Genomic DNA, 20,618 nt, shown 5'->3' on the forward strand with positions numbered 1-20,618 from the left:
AAAGTGCGCCGTCTCGGATGACTGAGTGTGCGGATGGACGCGGTTTTGTTTTCCTACGTTTCTAGTAGGAAATTGGCTTTATGGGCGAAGTTGCAGAGCAACAACACGGGCGCCGGACGGCATGCTCACGGCCGGCTGCCGAGTCAGGACCTGTTCTGTCCCATAACTGCGTTTCGGGTGCTTTTGCTCGTCATTCCCGCGAACGCGGGCTCTGCTTTACTTCGGCGGAGCCGAACATCCAGGGCCTTTCGTGCGAGAACGCCTGAAGTCACTGGATTCCCGCGTTCGCGGGAATGACGATCTGGAGGGATGGCGCTGAAGTCCCTGGATTCCCGCCTTCGCGGGAATGACGGACTGGAAGGATGGCGCTGAAGTCCCTGGATGTTCGGCTCCGCCGAAGTAAAGCAGAGCCCGCTTTCGCGGGAATGACGGACTGGAAAGATGGCGCTGAAGTCTCTGGATGTTCGGCTCCGCCGAAGTAAAGCAGAGCCCGCCTTCGCGGGAATGACGGACTGGGAAGATGGCGCTGAAGTTCTGGATGCCCGGCTCCACCGAAGTGAAGCGCAGCCCACCTTCGCGGGATAACGAGCCCAGAGACCTCGAACAGCCCCTCAGAGCATCCCGGTCTCGAGCCGCGCCGCCTCGGACATCATGTTGCGGTTCCACGGCGGGTCGAACACCAGCTCGACGTCGGCCTCGACCACGGTCGGAATCATCTCGAGCTTGCTGCGCACGTCATCGACCAGGATGTCGCCCATGCCGCAGGCCGGCGCGGTCAGGGTCATGCGCACCTCGACCAGGCGCTGGCCGTCGTCGCGATGCTTGACCACGGCCTCGTAGACCAGGCCCAACTCGACCACGTTGATCGGGATTTCCGGATCGAAGCAGGTGCGCAGTTGCTTCCACACCAGTTGCTCGACCGCGTCGTCGTCGGCGCCGGCGGGCAGTTCCAGCGGCTCGGGCGGTTCTTTGCCGATCGCGTCGGCATCCAGGCCGGAGATGCGGAACAGATTGCCTTCGACGAAGACGGTGTAGCTGCCGCCCAGCGCCTGGGTGATATAGCCCACGCTGCCCGCGGGCAGGTTGACCTGCTCGCCTTGCGGCACGAGGACGGCGGCGCAATCGCGCTCGAAACGGACGGGTTCGCTGCTGCGGGAATACATGGCGGAAAGATGGGGATGCCGTGCCGCAGCACAAGTCGCGACATTCTACCGGTCGCGGCCGGCTATGCTGTAGGGCTTGCCCCGTCCACAGTGTTCCGTCCATGACCGTCGCCCCGCCCGAACGCTCCGCCGCCACGCCCGCCCGCGGCCGTTTGAGCCTGTTTTCGTGGCTGATGCTGGCGCTGGGCACGTTCGGCTTCGCCGCGTTCTGGGTGCTGCTGTCGCTGGCCTTCGACCGCCAGTACCACTGGATGGCGGTGATCGGCGCCCTCGATATCGCCTGGATGCTGCGCCTGGCCGGCTGGCGGCCGGGCCCCAGGCGGGCGCTGGCGGCGCTGGTCGCGACCGTGCTGATCGTCGTCACCGCCAACTGGGGCATCGCCGCGGGCCAGATCGGCGTGCTGATGGGCCTGGATCCGGTGGCCTCGGCGGCCAAGCTGGGGCCGAATTTCTTCTGGAACCTGTTCCAACTGGCCAACAGCGGCCTGGAACTGGTGTGGCTGGCGATCGCGCTGGCGGTGGCGGCGCTGGCTTCGCGCTGAAGCCGCGGCCGCCCTCAGACCGCCGCGTCCTCGAACGCCATCTCCTGCAGGCAACTGGCGAACAACTTCGCCGCCTCCTCGATCTCGGCCACCGACAAGGCGCCGTAGCCGAACAGCAGCCCGGCCCGCTCCAGCGGGTGGACGTAATAGGGCGCGATCGAATACAGACCCAGGCCGCGGCCTTGCGCATAGTCGATGAAGGCCTCGCCCTCGGCCGCGTTGCGCCCGCGCAGCCACACCACCAGGTGCATGCCGGCATGCGAGTCGTCGATCTGCACGCCGTCGCCGGCCAGGCGCCGTAGCGCGCCCAGCAGCGCGTCGCGGCGCTGCTTCAAGGTCTTGGCGGTGCGGCGCAGATGGCGTTCGAAGCCGCCGTCGGCGAGGAAATGCGCGAGCGCGGTCTGCTCGATGCCGGGCGAGCCGAAATCGTCCACCCACTTGGCGCTGACGAAATCGTCGCGCAATCCCGGCGGCGCCACGATGTAGCCCAGCCGCAGCGACGGAAACAGCACTTTCGAGAAGGTGCCGGCGTAGATCACCCGGCGGCTGTCGTCGAGTCCGCACAGCGCCGCGTGCGGCTGCGCGTCGTAGCGGAATTCGCCGTCGTAGTCGTCCTCGAAGATCCAGCAATCGTGGCGGTTGGCGTAGTCGAGCAGCGCGCGCCGGCGCGGCAGCGACATCAACGCGCCGGTCGGGAACTGGTGCGAGGGCGTCACGCAGATCAACCGCGGCGGCCGCTCGGGCAGCAGCTCGGTGCGCAGGCCGTCGCCGTCCACCGCCACCGGCACCAGCTTGGCGCCGTGGATCTGCAGCGCTTCGCGCACGGCGAAGTACTGCGGGTCTTCGATCACCACCTCTTCGCCTTCGTCGAGCACCACCCGCGCGGTCAGGCTGATCGCCTGCTGGGTGCCGGCGACGATGATCACGTCCTCCGGCGCGGCCTGCACGCCACGGCGCAGCGACAGGTATTCGCACACCGCCGCGCGCAGCACCGGCAGGCCCTGCGCGGTCGGGTAATTGGGCGGCGTGTAGGCGGCCGCGTGCGACAGCGCGCGCGCCCAGGCCGAGGTCAGCAGCGGATTGGTGAAGGGCACGCCGTACTGGAAGCTGTGCAGGGTGCCCGGCGCGCGCCGGCCGGGGATGTTGGCGTGGTCGTGATAGCGCCGCAGCCGCCGCGAGTAGGCGCTCTGCGCGACGATCCGCTGCGGCGGTTCGGTGCGCATCTGCACCGGCGAGCCCGGCAGGGCGACGAAACTGCCCGATCCCACCCGCGCCTGCATGAAGCCTTCCGCGCGCAGCTGCTCGTAGGCGGCCAGCACGGTATTGCGCGACAGGCCCAGTTGTTGCGCCAGCAGCCGGGTCGGCGGAAACCGCACCCCGGCCGGCAGGCGGCCCCCCAGCACGGCGTCTTTGAGCGAGCGGACCAATTGGCCGTGCAAGGGCCCCCGGCCGTCCAACGGCAGATACATGGCGTGGCTCCGGATTGGCCCCCTCGGGCCCGGTGTCGCGCCGAGTGTGCCAAGCCAATCGGCGAGTTGCGAGACGGCGCCTGCGAGTCGGTCGTTCCCGGCACATCGACGGCGCGAGACCGGCGCAATGCCGGATTGAGACGGCGATCCACGCCGAATCCGATTGGCTCCTTCGAGGCCGGGGTAATTGGCCCTCCTGATGACAGCTCCAGATGGCTAGCTTAGGGGCCAACCGATGTGGTTCCCCCCAGCCGCTATCCCCCGACGAGGGCCGCATGAGCCTGCATCACCACCGGATTCACTTCGCCGAACACCTGGATCTTTCCGCCGCCCGCCCGGGCCTGCACCTGATCCGCGCCTCCGGCCGCGCGGTCCAGTTGGACCTGCCGGCCGGCTGGATGTCGCTGTGGCTGCCGCTGCGCGGCCCGCTGCGGCTGGAATCGACCGACAGCACCTGGGAGCTGGCCCCCGGCCACCTGCAGATCTGGCGCGACGGCCGCCTGCGCACCAGCGCGCGCCTGCCGTGCTGGTGGCTGTGCCTGAGCGGCCCGGAGCAGGCCTGGCGCCCGCACGTGCTCAACGGCCCGGACGAGCAGAACAACGACCTGTTCCCGTGGGAAGGCGCGGCGCCGCGCGACGTGCAGCGGCTGATGGTGCGCCTGGCGCGGCTGGTCTCGCAGCCGGCCGAGCTGGCCGCCAACGGCGCCGCGCTGGTGCGCACGCTGTGCTCGCTGCTGCTGGAACAGCAACGCGAACTGCAGGCGCGGCTGCCGCGCTGCAGCGGCCGCACTCAGCGCCGGCGCCAGCAGACACTGCTGCGACTGCTGCGGGTGCAACATCTGATCCGCCGTCACCCGGAAATCCGCCTCGACCTCAACCGTCTGGCGCGCAGCGCCAACTACTCGCCCTGCCACCTGATCCGCATCTACCGCGAAGTGTTCGACGAAACCCCGACCGAATTCGCCGCGCGCCTGCGCTCGGATCGTGCCTGGCGCATGGTCCGCGAGACCCGCATGCCGGTGTGCGAGATCACCGAAGCGCTGGGCTTCGAGAGCCAGAGCGCGTTCTGCCGCGCGTTCAAGAACTCGTTCGGACTGACCGCGACCCAGGCGCGGCGGATGGAACGGCCGCAGGTGCGCGCGGCCTGAGTCGCGCGTTCCGGTCGCTGCGCCGCATAGCCGCATCATCCGTGGGGCATTGGCCGGGGTGACCAATGGGAGAGGCCCGCGCCGCGGCGATACGGCGAAATCGCAGGCATTCGCCTTCCGCAACGATGCCGCCGCTCCCAGCCGGCGACAGCAAGGCTTCATCGCAGTGGCCACGTCCCGCGCCGCAGCCCCGACGCATCCGTCCCTCCTCTCATTCACGAGACCCGCCATGAACTACGCCGCACGCTCCACCCGCTCGTTGCCGTTGTGGACCGCGATCGGCGGCCTGATCGCGGGCACGCTCGACATCGGTTACGCGATCACCTACTGGGGCGTGACCGCGCATGTGCCGGCGCAACGCATCCTGCACAGCGTCGCCTCCGGCCTGATCGGCCGCGAAGCGGCGCTGGCCGGCGGCGCATCGACCGCTGCGCTGGGCTTGTTCCTGCACTACTTCATCGCCCTGGCGATGGCGGCGGTGTACGCCTTCGCCGCGACCCGGCTGGCGTGGATGCGCCAGCGCCCGTGGCTGGCGTCGACCTTGTACGGGCTGTGGCTGTTCGTGGCGATGAACTTCATCGTCGTGCCGCTCTCGCGCGCCGGCGGCAAGGGCCTGCCGGACGATGTGGTGTGGATCGTGCTCAGCATCGCCGTACACGTGGTCTTCGTCGCCTGGCCGATCGCCTGGGCGGTCAATCGCGCGATGAAGGGGGCTTCGAATGCGCGCTGACCCACGCGATCGCGCTTCGCACGGGCAAGGCGCGCGCGGCTACGGCTTCGATCTCGGCGACGCGGTGCTGGTCGCCGCGGTCGCCCTCGCCGTCGCGGTCGGCTGCATCGCCCAGGCCGCCGCCGCGCCGCCGCCGGCGCAGAGCACGGCCGCCGGCAAGGACGCACCCGCCATCGCCTACCCCAGCGGCTACGCGATGTGGACCCACATCAAGAGCGGCCTGATCACCTCCGCCCATGCCGCCTACCCGCGCTTCGGCGGCCTGCACCACGTCTACGGCAACGCCGCCGCGCTACAAGGCTTCCGCAGCGGCAACTACCCCGACGGCGCGGTGCTGGTCTACGACCTGTTCGAAACCCGCGATCACGGCGACGGCATCATCGACCAGGGCCCGCGTCGGCATATCGACGTGATGGTCAAGGACAGCCGCCGTTTCGCCGCCACCGCCGGCTGGGGCTACGCCGAATTCGCCGCCGGCCAGCGCAGCGACCGGCTGAAAACCGCCGAACGCGACGGCTGCGCCGCCTGCCACGCGAGCCGCCGCCAGCACGGCGATGTCTTCAGCGAATGGGCCAACCAGGCCGAATCGGCCGCGACCGGGTCCTGAGATTCACGCGTTTCGCCCGGACTGCGCGCAGTCCGGGCGCCCGTTCGGGCCGCCGCCCGAGCGCCTGCCCGCCCCTGGCCGTCGAGGCCGATCCGCCCGGACCTCGCCCGAAATGCGAGAATCCGCGTTCACCGACCGCCCCGATCCGCCCCGAAGCCTCCGCCGGGCGCCGCATCGACGACGGCATCGCAGAACGAACGGCCCCGCGCATCGCGCTCGGGGTCCGCAGGCATCACCACCGGCGCCACGGCCCGGCCCGGCTCGGCTCGGCAGGACAGACCATGATCAACAACGATGTATTGCGCAGCATCCGCTACATGCTCGATCTGAGCGACAACAAAGTCGTGGAGATCGTCCATCTGGCCGACGCCGGCTTCCCGCTCGAGAAAGCCGACGTGCAGGCCTTCCTCAAGAAAGACGAAGACGAAGGCTACGCGCCCTGCGACGATGCGGTGCTGGCGCGCTTTCTCGACGGACTGGTGTTCCATTACCGCGGCCGCGACGAAAGCCTGCCGCCGCGGCCGCTGGAAAAACGCGTCAGCAACAACCTGGTGCTGAAGAAACTGCGCGTGGCCTTCGAGCTGAAGGACGTGGACATGCATCAGGCCTTCGCCGACGCCGGCTTCCCGGTGTCCAAGCCGGAGTTGAGCGCGCTGTTCCGCCAGCCCGACCACAAGAATTTCCGCCTGTGCGGCGATCAGATGCTGCGCAATTTCCTCAAGGGCCTGACGCTGCGCATTCGCGGCGGCAACTGACGGCCGCCGCGGGCGCGAATCCCGCGCCCGCCGGACCGCGACGGCGGCTCAATGCCCGCCGTCGAGCCCCTTCAATTCCGACACCAGCGCGCTGGCCATCTCGGCGCCGTCGCCGTACAGCATGCGGGTATTGTCGGCGTAGAACAGCGCGTTCTCGATGCCGGCGAAACCGGTGCCCTTGCCGCGCTTGATCACGATGGTGTTCTTCGAGTTGACCACGTCCAGAATCGGCATGCCGTAGATCGGCGAGGACGGATCGGTCTTGGCCACCGGATTGACCACGTCGTTGGCGCCGATCACCAGCGACACGTCGGTGTTGGCGAATTCGGGATTGATGTCGTCCATGTCGGCGATCAGGTCGTAAGGCACGCCGGCCTCGGCCAACAGCACGTTCATGTGCCCGGGCATGCGGCCGGCGACCGGATGGATCGCGAACTTCACCTTGACCCCGCGATCCATCAGCTTCTGCGCCAGCTCCCAGATCTTGTGCTGCGCCTGCGCCACCGCCAGGCCGTAGCCCGGCACGATCACCACGCGTTCGGCGAAGGCCATCATCGCCGCCACGTCGCCGGCTTCGATGGGCTTTTGCGTGCCGCTGATTTCCTGCGCCTGCCCGCCGCCGCCGAAGTTGGAGAACAGCACGCCGCTGATCGGCCGGTTCATGGCCTTGGCCATCAAGCGCGTCAGCAACATGCCGGCCGCGCCGACCATGGTGCCGGCGATGATCAAGGCCTCGTTGCCGAGCACATAACCCTCGAACGCCACCGCCAGACCGGTGAAGGCGTTGTACAGCGAGATCACCACCGGCATGTCGGCGCCGCCGATCGGCAAGGTCATCAACACGCCCAGCGCGAGCGCGGCGATGAAGAAGGCGATGATCACCGGCACATTGAGAGTCATGAACGCCGCGATGCCGAGCACCAGCACCGCCAGCGCCACGATCGCGTTGAAGATCTGCTGGCCCGGGAACACCACGCGCCGGTCCAGGCGGCCGTCGAGCTTGGCCCAGGCGATCACCGAACCCGACAGCGAAATCGCGCCGATGGCCGCGCCGATCACCGCCAGCACCAGGCCCACGGTCGGGGTCTGCATCGCGATCACGCCGCGTTCGATCTGCGCCTGCAGCGGATCGGCCGGCATCTGCCCGGACAGGCGCAGCAGTTCGACCGCGCCGATCGCCGCCGCCGAGCCGCCGCCCATGCCGTTGTACAACGCAACCATCTGCGGCATGTCGGTGATGGCGACTTTCTTGCCCGAGACCCACGCCAGGATCGTGCCGATGCCGACGGCGAGCACGATCAGCGCCAGATTGTGCAGGCCCGGCAGGAAGAACGTCGCCACCGTGGCGATGACCATGCCGGCGCCGGCCCAGCGGATGCCGCTGCGCGCGGTGACCGGCGAGGCCATGCGTTGCAGGCCCAGCAGGAACAGCGTCGCCGCGACCAGATAGCTGGACTTGACCAGAATCGATAAGACATCCATCAGCGCGCGCGCTCCATAGAACGACAGCTGCCCGAGCGGCAGCAGGTAACCGAAGAAAGCAGGAGCGGCGAGCAGCCCCAGACCGGCGAGAACGGCCGCGGCGGCCGCGGCGTATCGAATGAGGCGACCATTCAACCGCCCGCCTTGCCGGCCGGCTTCTTGCTGGACTTGAACATCTCCAGCATGCGTTCGGTCACCACGTAGCCGCCGGCGGCATTGCCCGCGCCGAGCAGCACGGCGACGAAGCCGATGGCTTTCTCCAAGGTGGTGTCGGCGTGGCCGAGCACCATGATCGCGCCGATCAGCACGATCCCGTGGATGAAGTTGGAACCCGACATCAGCGGTGTGTGCAGGATTACCGGCACCCGCGAGATGATCACGTGGCCGGCGATACCCGCCAGCATGAAGATGTACAGCGCCACGAACCCGTCGCTCATCCGATCTTTCCCCATGCGGTGTCATCCGCATCATAACCGTCCGTGAATACGGCGCCACCGCTGTCAACCGATCCAGGGCGGGGACGTTTCCGGTTTGTGTAAGCGCCGCACATTCCGGTGCAGGTAAATGCCGATGCCGAACGCGACGAACCGTCATAAGCGCCCCGCCCGTCCACCCGGCCGTCGTTGAGGGTCCCCAGGTGCTGCTACCGCCTAGCGCCCGTATGCTGGAGGCCGTGAGCGTCGAAAACGACCCGCTGCCGCCGAGCGACCCGCTCGATCACCGCTACGACCAGCGGCGGAACGGGCGCGTGCGCGAGGGCGGGCCGGCCGAACCGGGCGCCGTCGGGCCGCCGCAGGGCGTCCCGTCCGAGAACAGGCCGCGCGACCGCGCGCCGCCGGACGGATCGGCCTCGGACCCGGCCTGGCATGACGACGCGGCGCTGGAAGCCTCCAGCGAACTCGAGCCCGAAGCGGCCGCGCCGGCGGCGCGCCTGCCGGCGACGATCGAGGAATTCCTCGCCGGCCTGGGCACGCGCGCGTTCCGTTTCGCCGAACTGGGCCTGCGCCATCGCGAAGACGCGCTGGACGCAGTGCAGGACGCGATGATGAAGATGCTCGGCTACCGCGAGCGCCCCGCCTCGGAGTGGACGCCGCTGTTCTGGAGCATCCTGCGCAGCCGGATCGTCGATATCCAGCGCCGCCGCACTTTCCGTCTGCGCTGGCTGATGCCGGCCCCGCGCGACGACGACGATGCGCCGATGGACTGGGCCGACGACGGCCCCGACCCGCAGCGCACCCACGACGGCCGCGAGGCCTACAGCAAACTCGCCGGCGCGCTGGGCAAACTGCCGCGCCGGCAACGCGAGGCGTTTTCGTTGCGGATTCTGGAAGAACTCGACGTCGCCACGACTGCGCGGGCGATGGGTTGCAGCGAAGGCGCGGTGAAAACCCATCTGTCGCGCGCGCGCGAAACCCTGCAGCGGCAATTGGAGGAATGGCGATGAACACCCACGAACACTCTCGGCACCGCGCAAGCCCGCCTGCGGATGCGGACGCGCGCTTCGACGCCGCCATGCGCGACTTGCACGCGCAGGCCGTCGAACGCGTCAGCCCGCAGATCCGCGCCCGCCTGCGCACGATCCGCAGCGAGGCCGCCGCCCAGCCGCATCGGCGCGGCGGCCTCCTCGGCTGGACCCTGGCCAGTTCCGGCGTGGCCGCGGTCGCGCTCGCGCTGGGCCTGCAGTTCGCCGGCAGCGGCGCTCCGTCCGGCGGCGCGCCTGCGGCGACCAGCCCGGCCGTCGTCGTCGCGTCCAGCGCCGTCGCGCCGGCCGACACCGGCTACGACCCGGACACCGCGGTCGCCGCGCTCGACGAAAATCCCGATCTTTACCTGTGGCTGGCGTCCAACACCGACGCTCTGCCCCGGACTCACACGGAGTAAACCGCCATGCGCCGCTTCGCCACGCTACGCCGCGCCGGATTGGCACTCGCCCTGGGCGCGCTCGCGCTGCCCGCCGTGCTCGCCCCGGCCTGGGCGGCCCCGCCGCCGCCGGGTCCGGCCGCCAAGAGTGCGGTCAATCTGCCGTCCTGGGACCAGCTCAGTCAGGCCCAACGCGAGCAACTGATCGCACCGATGCGCGACCGTTGGAACAGCTCGCCCGAAGAGCGCCCGCGCATGCTCGAACACGCGCGCCGCTGGCAGCAGATGACGCCTGAAGAGCGCCAGGACGCGCGCCGCGGCATGAAGCGCTGGGAGCATCTGAATCCGGAAGAGCGCGGCCAGATGCGCGCGCTGTTCGGCCACATGCGCGGCCTGGACGACAACGCCCGCCGCGCGCTGATGGAGAAGTGGCGCACGATGACGCCGGAACAACGCCGCGCATGGGTGCAGGCCAATCCGCCGCCGCCGAAGCCTGAGCGGTCGGATCGGCCGGATCGCGGGCCGATGCCGCCTCGGGATTGATGGGCTTCAGCGTCATCGTTCCAGGTCGTCATTTGCTAGAACGCGGGCTCCGCTTTACTTCGGCGGTGCCGAACATCCAGTGACTTCAAGCGTTCTCGCACGAAGAGCCCTGGATTCCCGCCTTCGCGGGAATGACGAGCAAAAACAAACACAGAACGCGGCAAAACGCAGCAGAACGCAGAACAAAACCAGCGCAATCGCCAACCGCAGCGCCAAGCCGCTCCAAGCTCCACCGTCATCCCCGCGAAGGCGGGGATCCAGGGCTTCATCGGGGCAGGACCATGAAGCCTGCGGATCCCCGCTTTCGCCGGGACTTCAAGCACTCGCCGACTCATCGCACGACACAGCGCACCGCCGCGCGCTACTTCAGCGCACCGCACCGCCCTACTTCAACTCATCCTCGCTCCGAGGCGCATCCGGCCGTTGCCGGTCCAGCGACTCGCGATAGCGTACGCAGCCGCGCAGAAACGCCGGCCATTGCGGCACCGCGATCTGCGGTTCAATGCGTTCGGGCAACAGATTCCAAAGCTGCGGGTGATGCCAGCACAACTCGTGCCCGCTGCTGTCGCGATGCGCGCGGATGCCGGCGCGCAGGCGCCGCACTTGCTCGCGCAACTCCTCCGCGCTCATCGATTGCAGGTCTTCGTCCATCGCCACCGCCTCGCCGTCGCTGACCTGGACGCGAGCCTGCGGCCTGCCGCGTTAATTCCATGCGTGCCGCGCATGAGCGCCGCGTAAGCCGCACCGATGCGGCGGCGCCTCAGCCCTTGCCGTCGAGGCGATGCCTGGCCCAGGGAAATTCGCGCGCGTGCAGGGCGAAATACGGACTCGGCAGATTCACCCCGACCCCGGCCAGACCGTCGTGCAAGGCATGGCGGATGGCTTCGTCGCCCGGCTCGGGCGGCTTGGTCAGGAACAGCGCCTCGTGCGGGCGATAGCACAGGCTGTATTCGTACTCGACCGCGCCGCCCCAGAAGAACGCCGAGTGGTACAGCACCGGCACCGACAGCTGCGCCGACAATTCGCCCAGATAACGGCGCAGCGACGGCGGCGGCAGCGAATCGACATCGTCGGCCAGGTCATCGGCCGACGGCGGCTCGCCGGTGGTGCATTCGAGCAAGTAAGCCGCCAGGCGCCGGCCGATCCGATCCGGCTCCGGGCCCTGATTCTCGCGCGGCTGCAGGCGTGACCAGTCCAGCGACGGCACGCCGTACCAGGAATCGTCTTCGTCGTCGCTGCGCGTGTCGCGCACCGGACGAATCGCGATCAGGCCGCCCTCGGGCAGCTCGTGGCGATGCTCGTCGGCGAACCAGTCGTGTCCGTCCAGATCGCGCACCCAGTACGCATACGGCGCCAGCAGCGGATCGCCGGACACCCGCGCGAGCGCTTGCGCGGTGGCCGGCAGCAGGATTTCGTCGGCGAACCAGGTCATGCGCGCTCAGGCTGTCGCGGCGCGCTCCGGCCAGATCGTCTTGGCCAGCAGTTCGTCGCCCCAGTCGAAGTTCACCGCGCCGTCGTTGACGAACAGACTGACGAAGTTGAGCACGTTGCGCGCATACATCTCGCTGGCGTGGACCGCGCCGCTGCTGGCCAGATTCAACGGGCCGGCGACGGTCACACCGTTGACGTCGATGGTCTGTCCGGGCTGGGTGAGTTCGCAGTTGCCACCGGTTTCGGCGGCCAGATCGACCAGCACGCTGCCCGGCTTCATCCCGGCGATCATCGCCGCGCTGACGATCTTCGGCGCCGGACGCCCGGGCACCGCGGCGGTGCAGACGATCACGTCGATGTTCTTCAGATGCTCGCCGAGGCGGCGCTGCTGTTCGGCGCGTTCCTCGTCGGTGAGCTGGCGCGCGTAGCCGCCCTCGCCCGCGGCGCTGACGCCCAGGTCGAGGAATTTGCCGCCCAGCGATTCGATCTGTTCGCGGGTTTCCGGGCGCACATCGAAGCCTTCCACCGCCGCGCCCAGGCGCTTGGCGGTGGCGATGGCCTGCAATCCGGCCACGCCGGCGCCGACGATCAACACCTTGGACGGACGAATGGTGCCGGCCGCGGTGGTCAGCATCGGGAAGAAGCGCGGCGCCAGTTGCGCGGCGATCAGCACGGCCTTGTAGCCGGCCATGCCGGCCTGCGAGCTGAGCACGTCCATCGCCTGCGCGCGGGTGGTGCGCGGCAGGCGTTCGAGCGGGAAGGCGTTGAGTTTGCGCGCAACGATGGCCTCGCCGCGCGCGGCGTCGGCCTGCGGCTGCAACAGCCCGACCAGCGCCGCGCCTTCGCGCAGTTGCGCCAGCCGCGCCGGGTCCGGCGCTTGCACGCACAGCACCACGTCGGCCTCGCCGGTGGCGGCACCGGCGTCGTCGGCGAGTTCGGCGCCGGCCTGGAGGTAGGCGTCGTCGGTGAAACTCGCCGCGCGGCCGGCGCCGCGCTCGATGCGCACGCGCGCACCGCGGGCGACCAGTTTCTTGCAGGTCTCCGGCGTCAGCGCTACGCGCTTTTCGCCGGATGCGGTTTCGCTCGCAACGCCAATGGTGATGCCCGACATGCTCCGCTCCGTGCCTCGTTCGATGCATCCTAGCGGAATGATCGGGGCGCGTGCGATCTTCGATCGATGACGATGCGCCGGGGGATGTCGCGGAAACGGATTGGGGTCACAGCGCGGCGGGGGACAGGTCGGCTCCGGGGACCGGTGTCCGCCGCCTGCGGGCACAGAAGTCTTTTTGCGAGAGGGGCGCTTTTGTGGGAGGGGCTTCAGCCCCGATGCTGTTCGCTCAGGTCGCTGCAGGATCAGGGCATCTGATCGGGAAGCATCGGGGCTGAAGCCCTCCCACAAAAGCCCCGCAAAAGCACGCCCACAAAATATCCCCTGCCACAAACGACTTCGGGGCTTTCGCCCCGATTCGTGTTCATGCCTATGCGCGCATCCGATCGCCCGAAGGCTCAGATCACCCGATCCAGATGCCGCCGCACCTGCCGCATCGCCTCGTCGAAGGCGGTGCGTTCGGCGCCGACCAGCAGCCGGCCGGACGCGGCCAGGATCGCCAGTTCTTCGGCCGAGGCCACCAGGGCGCGCACGCCGCGTCGGTTCACCAGCAGGAAACGCGAGGTCAGCGGGCTAACCCAGGCGACCTTCACCGCTATGGTCTCGCCCTGGATGTTGGTCAATCGCAGCCAGTCGCCCGGTTCGAGCTGACGCATGCGCTCGGCCAGCAGCGGATCGTGCGCGACCTGGGCGCTGCCGCTGGCCAGGTACAGGCGGCGCTCCTCAGCCACGTCTTCTTCGATGTCGGACGCGCTCGGCAAGGGATGCTCGCTGCGTTCCTTGTCCGGCGTGGACAAGGCGCGCACCAGGCCGGCCATGCCGTGCTGGGCGGCGCTGTCGTCGAGTCCGGAACTGGCCAGGCACTGGACGATGATCGGCTGCAAGGCGAGCAGTTGATCGGCCAGTTCGCGGCCGCGATTTTCCGCCGCCAGCTTGTCGGCCATCACCAGCGCGTCGCCCAGCGCCATCGCCTGGGCGCGGCGCTTGGGATCGTCGTTTTCGCGCAGCATCACCTGGACCAGATGATGGCGCCACGGCGTGGCGATGAAGTCCGCCACCGCCTGGGTCAGGCGCGATTCGCCGATGCGTTCGCGCACGGCCTGATCGGCCTGACTGCGCGCCGCGCCCAGGCGCTCGCGGCCGTAGGTGGCCTTGGCCGCGCGCTGTTCCTGCAATTCGATCCGGCGCCGGTGCTGCGCCAGCATGGCGTCGAGCTCGGCATGGGCCAGCTCGAACACGGCCAGGTCTTCGTTGTAGTCGCAGACGATGCGCTGCGAAATCTCCGAGGCGCGCTCCAGCAGATCGCGATCCTGCGGGGTTTCGCCGTCGTTGCCTTCGCAGGCCTCGGTGATCGCGTCCAGCAGGCGCCGCGCCGGATGCTCGCGCTTGACGAACACCGCGTTGTCGGTCAGAGCGACCTTCACGTAAGGCATCACCAGCCGCGCATACACGCGCCGGGCGCGGTCCTGCAGGGCGTGATTGCGGAACAGCGAGTCGAACAGCAACGCGACCAGATCGATGGCGTCGTCTTCTTCCGCGCTGAAACAGGTCTGGTCCGGATTGAAGCCCAGGCGCCGGGCGCCGTCGTAGAGCTGATCGCGGATGGTTTCGCCCAGGCGGCCGGACACGGCCAGCGCGCGCGCGTACGCGTCCGGCGGCTCGGGCTGCAGCAGCGAAGCCATGCCGAGCACTTCTTCCACCCGCAGCTCGCGCCGCGGCGCCATCGAGCGCTGCGGCTGTTGATGCGTCGGCGGCAGGCCTCCGGCCTTGATCAGGCCTTCGCGCCAGGCGTGCAGTTGCGAGCGCAGTTCGGCCAATTCGCTGGCCATCGCGGCGACATCGGCCTGCGAGGCCTGCTGCTGCGCGCCGTAACCCGCGCCTGCGTGAGCGGCGCGCGGATCGCCGCCGTAACCGGCGCCGGGCGCGCCGTTGTAGTCATGGGGCACGGACGCGGCAGCCTCGCGATGCGGAACGGTGTCGAACACGTCGTCGAGCGTATTGCGATCGCGGCGTTCCTCGGCCGCGCGCGCCGGCGCGTTGGGCGCCGCGCCGCCGGCCATGCCGACGCCGTAGCCGGCGGTGGCCAGCAGATTGTTGATGCGCGCGTACAGGTCGCCGAGCACGCGCGACAGCTCGAATTCGTATTGGCGGAACAGCCGCAGGCGCAGGCTTTCGTTGACCTGGGCATCGCTGTACAGCGCGGTGAACGCGCGCACCAGGCGATACGGTCCCGACGGGTTGGCGCCGGCGGGCGCGCCGATGGCCTGCGACAGCATCTTCAGGCGGCCGTCGAGCATTTCCAGCGGGCGCAGATAGCGCTGTTCCAGCGCTTCGGTCAGACGCTCGCCGTCGAGGTCGAACGCCAGTTGCTGTTCGCCGACCAGTTGCAGCGGCGAACCGCCCAGGCCGCCGACCGCCGAGCCTGGCGAGCGGAACGCCTCGAAGCCCAGGCCGACGTGCTGGCGAAACGCCATGACATGGCTGGCCTGTTGCTGGCGCAGCACCCACAATGCGGCCTGATCTTCGAAATGGTGATTGCGACCGTCGCCCTTGAGCGAATCGGCCTTGAGGGCTTCCTCGATCGGTCCGTACAGGGTGCCAGGCAGCCCCCCGAGTTGCTCGAGCGTCTGTCGTTTGATTTCTTCGAGCACGCGCGACGGATCGGTGCGCGTGGTCTGAACGACGCCGTGCAAGTGACCGGACACGTACGGAGTTCCCCCTGGTGAATACGGCATGTCCATTTGCGACTGCCGACGTCAGGATAGTGCCTAGATGCGACCATTTATGTGTCGCCGTTCATTTTTGTGACCAGAGTTCAACTTACTTAAATGGCCATCCCCCAACCCGACTTGCTGACCGCCCTAGACAGCCGCCGCTCGATCCCCGCCAAGCAGCTTTCGGCGCCTGGACCGGACGAATCCACCCTCAACCGTATGTTGACCTCCGCCGTGCGCGTGCCCGATCACGGCAAGCGCGTGGCGTTCCGCTTCCTGACCATCCAGGGCGACGCGCGCCACACCCTGGGCGAACGCCTGGCCGCGCGCGGCATGGAAAAATTCCCCGACGCCGGCGCGGCGGCGGTGGAAAAAGACCGCGGCCGCTTCTCGTATGCGCCCTTGATCGTCACCGTGATCGCCCAGCTCGGCCCGGACGAGAAAATCCCCGAGTTCGAGCGCACCCTGACCGCCGGCTGCGTCTGCTTCGCCCTGCTGCAGGCCGCGCAGGCCTTCGGTTTCGGCGCGGTCTGGCTGACCGGCTGGCCTGCCTACGACGAACAGGTCGCCCGTTGGCTGGGGCTGCAGGCGGATGAGCATGTGGCGGGATTCATCCATATTGGTACGGCGAAGATCGACGCGCCCGAGCGGGAACGCCCGGATGTGGCGACGCTGCTTAGCGAGTGGTCGCCGGTTTGAGCGGCCGCGTGTTTGAATGAGCGCATGAACGACGCACCGCGCACGCCGCTGTATCTGGTCGATGCCAGCCTGTACGTATTCCGGGCCTGGCATTCGATTCCCGACGACTTCCAGGACGCCGAAGGCTGGCCGAGCAACGCCGTGCACGGCTTCGCCCGCTTCTTGCTGGAACTGATCGAACGCGAGAAGCCGCGCCACATCGCCATCGCCTTCGACGAAGCGCTGGATTCGTGCTTCCGCAACGAGTTGTATCCGGCCTACAAGGCCAACCGCGAACCCGCGCCGGACGCGCTCAAGCGCCAGTTCGGCCATTGCAAGGCGCTGTGCAGCGCGCTGGGCCTGTCGGTGCTGGCCGATGTGCAGTACGAGGCCGACGATCTGATCGGCAGCGCGATCGTGGCCATGCGCGGCCACGGCTATCGCGGCGTGATCGTCTCGGCCGACAAGGATCTGTCGCAGTTGCTGGTCGATAGCGACGAGCAATGGGACTTCGCCCGCGGCGTGCGCTGGACCGCCGACGGCGTGCCCGCGCGGCAGGGCGTGCTGGCGCGGCAGGTCGCGGACTACCTGGCCCTGACCGGCGATGCGGTCGACAACATTCCCGGCGTGCCCGGCATCGGCGCCAAGACCGCCGCCGCCCTGCTCGGCCACTTCGACACCCTGGACGCGTTGCTGGCGCGGGTGGAAGAAGTGCCGTTCCTGCGCCTGCGCGGCGCCGCCAGTGCCGCGGCGCGGCTGCGCGAACATCGCGCCCAGGCGCTGCTGTGCCGGCAGCTGACCACGATCGCGGTGGACGCGCCGCTCGGCGACAGCAGCGGACACTTCGTGCGCGGTCCGGCCGACGCGGCGAACCTGCAGGCATTGTGCGACCGCCTGCGCTTCGGCCCGATGACCCGGCGCCGGCTGTTCGACGCGGTCGGGCTCGACTTCGCCGCGTCACAGGTTCCGTCGTAGCATCGGGGCCAGCGGCCCGGGCCCCGAGCGCATTGCCGCCCGCGCCGGCCGGACGCGATAGGCTTGCACGGCGAGCGCAGCGTACATCGCTCCGGCCAGACCGGCCCGCCGTGTGCGGACCGGCCGACATCGAACACACCATCAAGCGCAGCGGGCCCCGCGCCCGCGACGCGACCCCGCGAGGAACGCAATGACGCCAGCAGATCACGCCGCACACGACCAACCGGTCGAAACCATCTACACCGGCCAATGGCTGCGCATGATGCGCCGGGGTCACTGGGAATACGCCGAGCGCACCCACGGCAAGGGCATGGCGGTGATCATCATCGCCGTCACCCCCGACGACAACATCCTGTTCGTCGAGCAATACCGCGTGCCGCTGGCCGCGCGCACCATCGAAATGCCGGCCGGTCTGGTCGGCGACGACCACGCCCACGACACCCTGGAATCGGCCGCCCAGCGCGAGCTGGTCGAAGAAACCGGCTGGAACCCGGCCCGCGTCGAAGTGCTGCTGACCGGCCCGACCTCGGCCGGCATGAGCAGCGAACGCATCGCCTTCGTGCGCGCCAGCGAACTGAGCAAAGTCGGCGCCGGCGGCGGCGTCGCTGGCGAGGACATCATCGTCCACGAAGTCCCGCGCGCGCAGGCGCCGGCGTGGCTGATGCAGAAGCAGGCGGAGGGTTTCGAGCTGGATTTGAAGCTTTGGGCGGGGCTTTGGATGATCGAGCGCAATCCGGATGGGTCGATGGTGGGCTGAACTGGCCCGTGGAATGAGTCCACCCATCCGTTCGCCTCGGCGCGATGGCGGCTGTCAGCGATAGCCGTCTGGATTCAACTGCTGCCAACGCCAACTGTCGGCGCACATCTCGGCGATGGAACGAGTCGCCTGCCAGCGCAGAAACTCACGCGCCTTGGCGATGTCGGCCCAGCAAGAGGCGACATCGCCCTGGCGCCGCGCCGCGATCGCGAACGGAATCGCGCGGCCGCAGGCGAGTTCGTACTGGCGGAGCATCTCCAGGACCGACGTACCGCGGCCGGTGCCCAGGTTGACGTTGATCAGTCCCGGGTTGTCCGCCAGATACCTCAACGCCGCGACGTGCCCTTCGGCTACGTCCAGCACATGCACGTAATCGCGCACCCCGGTGCCGTCGGCGGTCGGATAATCGTCGCCGAAGATCGTCAGCCGCTCTCTTCGCCCGATCGCCACCTGCGCGATAAACGGAACGAGATTGTTCGGAGTGCCCGTCGGATCCTCGCCGATCAGACCACTGGCATGCGCTCCAACCGGATTGAAGTAGCGCAGCGCGGCGATGCGCCAGCTGGGATCGGTGTGGCACAAGTCGCCGAGAATTTCCTCGACCATCAGCTTGGTGCGCCCGTAAGGGCTCGTCGCGGCGCGCGGCGAGCTCTCGATCAAAGGCATACTCGCCTCCTGCGCATACACTGTCGCCGATGAAGAAAAGACCAACTTGGTGACCCGGCATCGCTGCATCGACTTGAGCAGATTCACCGTGCCGCATACGTTGTTGTCGTAATACTTCAGCGGCCGCTGCGAAGACTCCCCCACCGCCTTCCAGCCGGCGAAGTGGATCACCGAATCGATATCGCCGCCCATAAGCAGCGCGTCCAGAGCCTTGGCGTCGTTTATATCCGCATCCACGACATCGACCCGGGCACCGGTGATGCGTTCCAGTCGCTCCAGCACGCGCGCCGAACTATTGCTGAAATTGTCCAGGATCAGGCACGCGAAGCCCGCCTCGCGCAGCGCCACGTAGGTGTGCGAGCCGATGTATCCGGCGCCGCCTGTGATCAGGACCTTGCCGCTCACGACACAGCCTTCGGACGGAACACCACCTGGCGACGCATCCGGCCCCAAGCGAGGTCAGGTGATGTCGGCATACTGGGAATAGTTCCATTGGTGTTGCCAACCGGCCTGCGGCGTGCGCCAACTGGGTCCGTAGACATGACCGAGATAGATCTCAGGCTGGGCCGGAAGCGCAAGCGCCACGCCGAACAGCGCCCGCTCGCTGGACGGAAATACCGATTCCCAGGCAATGGCGGACCTGGGGCCTGGAATCGCCGCGAGCATCCCGCCTTCGTTCAAGCCGATAAAAACGTCGATGTCCGCGCTCATGTCCGGCTTGCCGACTTTGAGAAACGCGGGCCAACGCCCGATCACCTCGTAACCGTGCGCGACAAGGAAATCGCCGACATCCGCCACGCCCGCGCCGAAAGTCGGATAACGCTCCATGTTCAAACCCACCAGCACATCCAGATCGTCGTCGTGCGGCGACAGATCGTCACTGCGAACGCACGACAGCGTCGCTCCATAAGCAAGGCAGGCGTTGCCGTAGCGGTCGCGGAGCAGTTCCAGTACCGCGGCGGCGTTCTTCAGATACTCGACCTTCTCCATCCGGCTCCAGAATCGGAACGAACGCACCAGGCCGTGACTGGTGATCTCCACGCCCGCGCCGAGAACATAGAATTCGTTGATATGCGAAAGAACGGCGCGGACCTGCTTGTTGTCCATTCCGAGCGCACAAGCCTCTCCCAGCTTCTCGCTCAGATTCAGGCGTTCGTCTCGCATAAGGCCACCGATGACCGAACGGAAGAACGCGACTTCCACGAACTCGGCCAGGCCGAAGTCGCGTATCAGCGCATCGATCTGCTCCAGATAGCCTGTCGCATCGCCGCCGACGACCAGCCTCCCCGCGAAAGGAACCTCCTTCGGCGACAAGCTCATCGCGAACCGATGGAAGAGCGCCGGCACCTCATGAAAAAAGTCGGCGAGGTTCATGGCCGAGCCCGTGCCCACGGCCGTCGTCACGCAGCCGCCGCCCGGGTGCACACCAACCGCGCGGTATGCGCGTCGTCTGCGCGGTATTTCGCATAGCCGAAGCCTTCCACCAGGTAATCGACTTGGAGACCGCTCGCGCCCAACCGGGCGACCAATCTCGCCGGCTCGATATAGCGCCTGAAATGGCCTGGCGTTTCCTTTCGCAACATGCTGTCGCGATGGGTCCGGAATTCGACGGCGAGTATCGAACGCTCGCAGACCAGCTCGCTGGCGATCTTGATGAACGAGGCCTCCGCCTCCTCGTCGATCGCGTGCAGAAAAAACCGCGCATAGACGACGACAGGACCGCCGTTCAGATGGGCGCGCAGGGTTTCGGACAAGCTCGCCGATCCGACCTCGTCGCACACGAACGCGGCACGGTCCGACAGGCCCAGTTCGTCGCGCCGGCGCAAACACAACTCCACCGCGACCGGCGAGGCGTCCACGCCCACCACCCGGCATCCGTGCCTGGCGAAGAACAAGGCATCGCGCCCCGTCCCGCAGCCCACGTCCACGATCGTTCGTCCAGTGCCGATCTCGCCGATGACGAAAGCGGCGAATTGCGAAGGAGATTCGG

General features: G+C 68.2%; 22 protein-coding genes. 11 read left to right on the forward strand and 11 right to left on the reverse strand.

Annotation, left to right across the window (positions count from 1 at the left end):
* Positions 1-611: 611 nt before the first annotated feature.
* Positions 612-1,163, reverse strand: coding sequence for a putative Fe-S cluster assembly protein SufT (gene sufT, locus LG3211_RS17370; protein ID WP_057943920.1), 552 nt, complete (start codon positions 1,161-1,163; stop codon positions 612-614).
* A gap of 101 nt (positions 1,164-1,264) precedes the next feature.
* On the opposite strand from sufT, the gene LG3211_RS17375 reads away from it, so the two are divergent.
* Positions 1,265-1,705 carry a hypothetical protein gene (locus LG3211_RS17375; RefSeq protein ID WP_057943921.1) on the forward strand — a complete coding sequence of 147 codons (441 nt, stop codon included), beginning with the start codon at positions 1,265-1,267 and terminating at the stop codon, positions 1,703-1,705.
* A 14-nt stretch (positions 1,706-1,719) separates the two neighbouring features.
* Here the strand turns inward: LG3211_RS17375 and pdxR are convergent, their stop codons facing one another.
* Positions 1,720-3,174 carry a MocR-like pyridoxine biosynthesis transcription factor PdxR gene (gene pdxR / locus LG3211_RS17380; protein WP_057943922.1) on the reverse strand — a complete coding sequence of 485 codons (1,455 nt, stop codon included), beginning with the start codon at positions 3,172-3,174 and terminating at the stop codon, positions 1,720-1,722.
* A 275-nt stretch (positions 3,175-3,449) separates the two neighbouring features.
* On the opposite strand from pdxR, the gene LG3211_RS17385 reads away from it, so the two are divergent.
* The 4 genes from LG3211_RS17385 to LG3211_RS17400 all read left to right on the forward strand — a co-directional run bounded on the left by LG3211_RS17385 (position 3,450) and on the right by LG3211_RS17400 (position 6,414).
* On the forward strand, positions 3,450-4,322 hold the full coding sequence (locus LG3211_RS17385) for a helix-turn-helix domain-containing protein (RefSeq protein WP_057943923.1): 873 nt from the start codon (positions 3,450-3,452) through the stop codon (positions 4,320-4,322).
* 229 nt (positions 4,323-4,551) lie between these two features.
* Positions 4,552-5,052, forward strand: a complete 501-nt coding sequence (locus LG3211_RS17390; RefSeq protein ID WP_057943924.1) for a hypothetical protein — start codon at positions 4,552-4,554, stop codon at positions 5,050-5,052.
* On the forward strand, positions 5,042-5,659 hold the full coding sequence (locus tag LG3211_RS17395; RefSeq protein WP_057943925.1) for a cytochrome P460 family protein: 618 nt from the start codon (positions 5,042-5,044) through the stop codon (positions 5,657-5,659). Before LG3211_RS17390 ends, LG3211_RS17395 begins: the two co-directional genes overlap by 11 nt.
* A gap of 281 nt (positions 5,660-5,940) precedes the next feature.
* On the forward strand, positions 5,941-6,414 hold the full coding sequence (locus tag LG3211_RS17400) for a YehS family protein (protein WP_057943926.1): 474 nt from the start codon (positions 5,941-5,943) through the stop codon (positions 6,412-6,414).
* Positions 6,415-6,462: 48 nt separating this feature from the next.
* On the opposite strand, the gene LG3211_RS17405 is transcribed toward LG3211_RS17400, so the two are convergent.
* Positions 6,463-7,896, reverse strand: coding sequence for an NAD(P)(+) transhydrogenase (Re/Si-specific) subunit beta (locus LG3211_RS17405; protein WP_057945558.1), 1,434 nt, complete (start codon positions 7,894-7,896; stop codon positions 6,463-6,465).
* Positions 7,897-8,027: 131 nt separating this feature from the next.
* Entirely contained in the window at positions 8,028-8,333 is a 306-nt protein-coding gene (locus LG3211_RS17410; protein WP_057943927.1) for an NAD(P) transhydrogenase subunit alpha part 2, read from the reverse strand.
* Positions 8,334-8,776: 443 nt separating this feature from the next.
* Here LG3211_RS17410 and LG3211_RS17415 point away from each other — a divergent pair, with 443 nt between their 5' ends.
* The 3 genes from LG3211_RS17415 (at position 8,777) to LG3211_RS17425 (ending at position 10,299) form a co-directional block, all read left to right on the forward strand.
* Positions 8,777-9,340, forward strand: coding sequence for an RNA polymerase sigma factor (locus tag LG3211_RS17415; RefSeq protein WP_057945559.1), 564 nt, complete (start codon positions 8,777-8,779; stop codon positions 9,338-9,340).
* A 68-nt stretch (positions 9,341-9,408) separates the two neighbouring features.
* A complete protein-coding gene (locus LG3211_RS17420) occupies positions 9,409-9,777 on the forward strand; it encodes a hypothetical protein (protein ID WP_083512920.1) in 369 nt (122 codons plus the stop codon).
* 6 nt (positions 9,778-9,783) lie between these two features.
* On the forward strand, positions 9,784-10,299 hold the full coding sequence (locus LG3211_RS17425; RefSeq protein ID WP_057943929.1) for a DUF3106 domain-containing protein: 516 nt from the start codon (positions 9,784-9,786) through the stop codon (positions 10,297-10,299).
* Positions 10,300-10,683: 384 nt separating this feature from the next.
* Here the strand turns inward: LG3211_RS17425 and LG3211_RS17430 are convergent, their stop codons facing one another.
* The 4 genes from LG3211_RS17430 to LG3211_RS17445 form a co-directional block, all read right to left on the reverse strand.
* Positions 10,684-10,950, reverse strand: coding sequence for a polysaccharide deacetylase family protein (locus LG3211_RS17430; protein ID WP_057943930.1), 267 nt, complete (start codon positions 10,948-10,950; stop codon positions 10,684-10,686).
* Between the two features lie 109 nt (positions 10,951-11,059).
* A complete protein-coding gene (locus tag LG3211_RS17435; protein ID WP_057943931.1) occupies positions 11,060-11,731 on the reverse strand; it encodes a hypothetical protein in 672 nt (223 codons plus the stop codon).
* Positions 11,732-11,737: 6 nt separating this feature from the next.
* The gene (locus LG3211_RS17440; RefSeq protein ID WP_057943932.1) at positions 11,738-12,841 is read right to left on the reverse strand and encodes an NAD(P) transhydrogenase subunit alpha; all 1,104 of its coding nucleotides are present in this window, start codon (positions 12,839-12,841) and stop codon (positions 11,738-11,740) included.
* A 395-nt stretch (positions 12,842-13,236) separates the two neighbouring features.
* Positions 13,237-15,543 carry a DUF1631 family protein gene (locus LG3211_RS17445; RefSeq protein WP_187313042.1) on the reverse strand — a complete coding sequence of 769 codons (2,307 nt, stop codon included), beginning with the start codon at positions 15,541-15,543 and terminating at the stop codon, positions 13,237-13,239.
* A 129-nt stretch (positions 15,544-15,672) separates the two neighbouring features.
* On the opposite strand from LG3211_RS17445, the gene LG3211_RS17450 reads away from it, so the two are divergent.
* The 3 genes from LG3211_RS17450 to LG3211_RS17460 all read left to right on the forward strand — a co-directional run bounded on the left by LG3211_RS17450 (position 15,673) and on the right by LG3211_RS17460 (position 17,962).
* Positions 15,673-16,251 carry a nitroreductase family protein gene (locus LG3211_RS17450; protein WP_425479976.1) on the forward strand — a complete coding sequence of 193 codons (579 nt, stop codon included), beginning with the start codon at positions 15,673-15,675 and terminating at the stop codon, positions 16,249-16,251.
* A gap of 24 nt (positions 16,252-16,275) precedes the next feature.
* Positions 16,276-17,205, forward strand: coding sequence for a 5'-3' exonuclease (locus LG3211_RS17455; RefSeq protein ID WP_057943935.1), 930 nt, complete (start codon positions 16,276-16,278; stop codon positions 17,203-17,205).
* A 190-nt stretch (positions 17,206-17,395) separates the two neighbouring features.
* Entirely contained in the window at positions 17,396-17,962 is a 567-nt protein-coding gene (locus LG3211_RS17460) for an NUDIX hydrolase (protein ID WP_057943936.1), read from the forward strand.
* 54 nt (positions 17,963-18,016) lie between these two features.
* Here the strand turns inward: LG3211_RS17460 and galE are convergent, their stop codons facing one another.
* Genes galE through LG3211_RS17475 form a run of 3 tightly spaced genes read right to left on the reverse strand, consistent with a single transcriptional unit; the run spans position 18,017 to position 20,556 of the window.
* Complete coding sequence (galE, locus tag LG3211_RS17465; RefSeq protein ID WP_083512622.1) at positions 18,017-19,033, reverse strand: UDP-glucose 4-epimerase GalE; 1,017 nt, start codon at positions 19,031-19,033, stop codon at positions 18,017-18,019.
* Between the two features lie 54 nt (positions 19,034-19,087).
* Positions 19,088-20,002, reverse strand: a complete 915-nt coding sequence (locus LG3211_RS17470) for a hypothetical protein (protein ID WP_148648984.1) — start codon at positions 20,000-20,002, stop codon at positions 19,088-19,090.
* Positions 20,003-20,028: 26 nt separating this feature from the next.
* Positions 20,029-20,556: a methyltransferase domain-containing protein gene (locus LG3211_RS17475; protein ID WP_187313043.1), complete on the reverse strand. Its 528-nt coding sequence runs from the start codon at positions 20,554-20,556 to the stop codon at positions 20,029-20,031.
* Between the last annotated feature and the right edge of the window lie 62 nt (positions 20,557-20,618).

This window comes from Lysobacter gummosus, assembly GCF_001442805.1.
GTDB classification, from domain to species: Bacteria; Pseudomonadota; Gammaproteobacteria; order Xanthomonadales; family Xanthomonadaceae; genus Lysobacter; species Lysobacter gummosus.

Coding starts and splice junctions, on each gene's coding strand:
- sufT (WP_057943920.1), bottom strand. CDS start 1,163: ATGTATTCCCGCAGCAGCGAACCCGTCCGTTTCGAGCGCGATTGCGCC.
- LG3211_RS17375 (WP_057943921.1), top strand. CDS start 1,265: ATGACCGTCGCCCCGCCCGAACGCTCCGCCGCCACGCCCGCCCGCGGC.
- pdxR (WP_057943922.1), bottom strand. CDS start 3,174: ATGTATCTGCCGTTGGACGGCCGGGGGCCCTTGCACGGCCAATTGGTC.
- LG3211_RS17385 (WP_057943923.1), top strand. CDS start 3,450: ATGAGCCTGCATCACCACCGGATTCACTTCGCCGAACACCTGGATCTT.
- LG3211_RS17390 (WP_057943924.1), top strand. CDS start 4,552: ATGAACTACGCCGCACGCTCCACCCGCTCGTTGCCGTTGTGGACCGCG.
- LG3211_RS17395 (WP_057943925.1), top strand. CDS start 5,042: ATGCGCGCTGACCCACGCGATCGCGCTTCGCACGGGCAAGGCGCGCGC.
- LG3211_RS17400 (WP_057943926.1), top strand. CDS start 5,941: ATGATCAACAACGATGTATTGCGCAGCATCCGCTACATGCTCGATCTG.
- LG3211_RS17405 (WP_057945558.1), bottom strand. CDS start 7,896: ATGGATGTCTTATCGATTCTGGTCAAGTCCAGCTATCTGGTCGCGGCG.
- LG3211_RS17410 (WP_057943927.1), bottom strand. CDS start 8,333: ATGAGCGACGGGTTCGTGGCGCTGTACATCTTCATGCTGGCGGGTATC.
- LG3211_RS17420 (WP_083512920.1), top strand. CDS start 9,409: ATGCGCGACTTGCACGCGCAGGCCGTCGAACGCGTCAGCCCGCAGATC.
- LG3211_RS17425 (WP_057943929.1), top strand. CDS start 9,784: ATGCGCCGCTTCGCCACGCTACGCCGCGCCGGATTGGCACTCGCCCTG.
- LG3211_RS17430 (WP_057943930.1), bottom strand. CDS start 10,950: ATGGACGAAGACCTGCAATCGATGAGCGCGGAGGAGTTGCGCGAGCAA.
- LG3211_RS17435 (WP_057943931.1), bottom strand. CDS start 11,731: ATGACCTGGTTCGCCGACGAAATCCTGCTGCCGGCCACCGCGCAAGCG.
- LG3211_RS17440 (WP_057943932.1), bottom strand. CDS start 12,841: ATGTCGGGCATCACCATTGGCGTTGCGAGCGAAACCGCATCCGGCGAA.
- LG3211_RS17455 (WP_057943935.1), top strand. CDS start 16,276: ATGAACGACGCACCGCGCACGCCGCTGTATCTGGTCGATGCCAGCCTG.
- LG3211_RS17460 (WP_057943936.1), top strand. CDS start 17,396: ATGACGCCAGCAGATCACGCCGCACACGACCAACCGGTCGAAACCATC.
- LG3211_RS17470 (WP_148648984.1), bottom strand. CDS start 20,002: ATGAACCTCGCCGACTTTTTTCATGAGGTGCCGGCGCTCTTCCATCGG.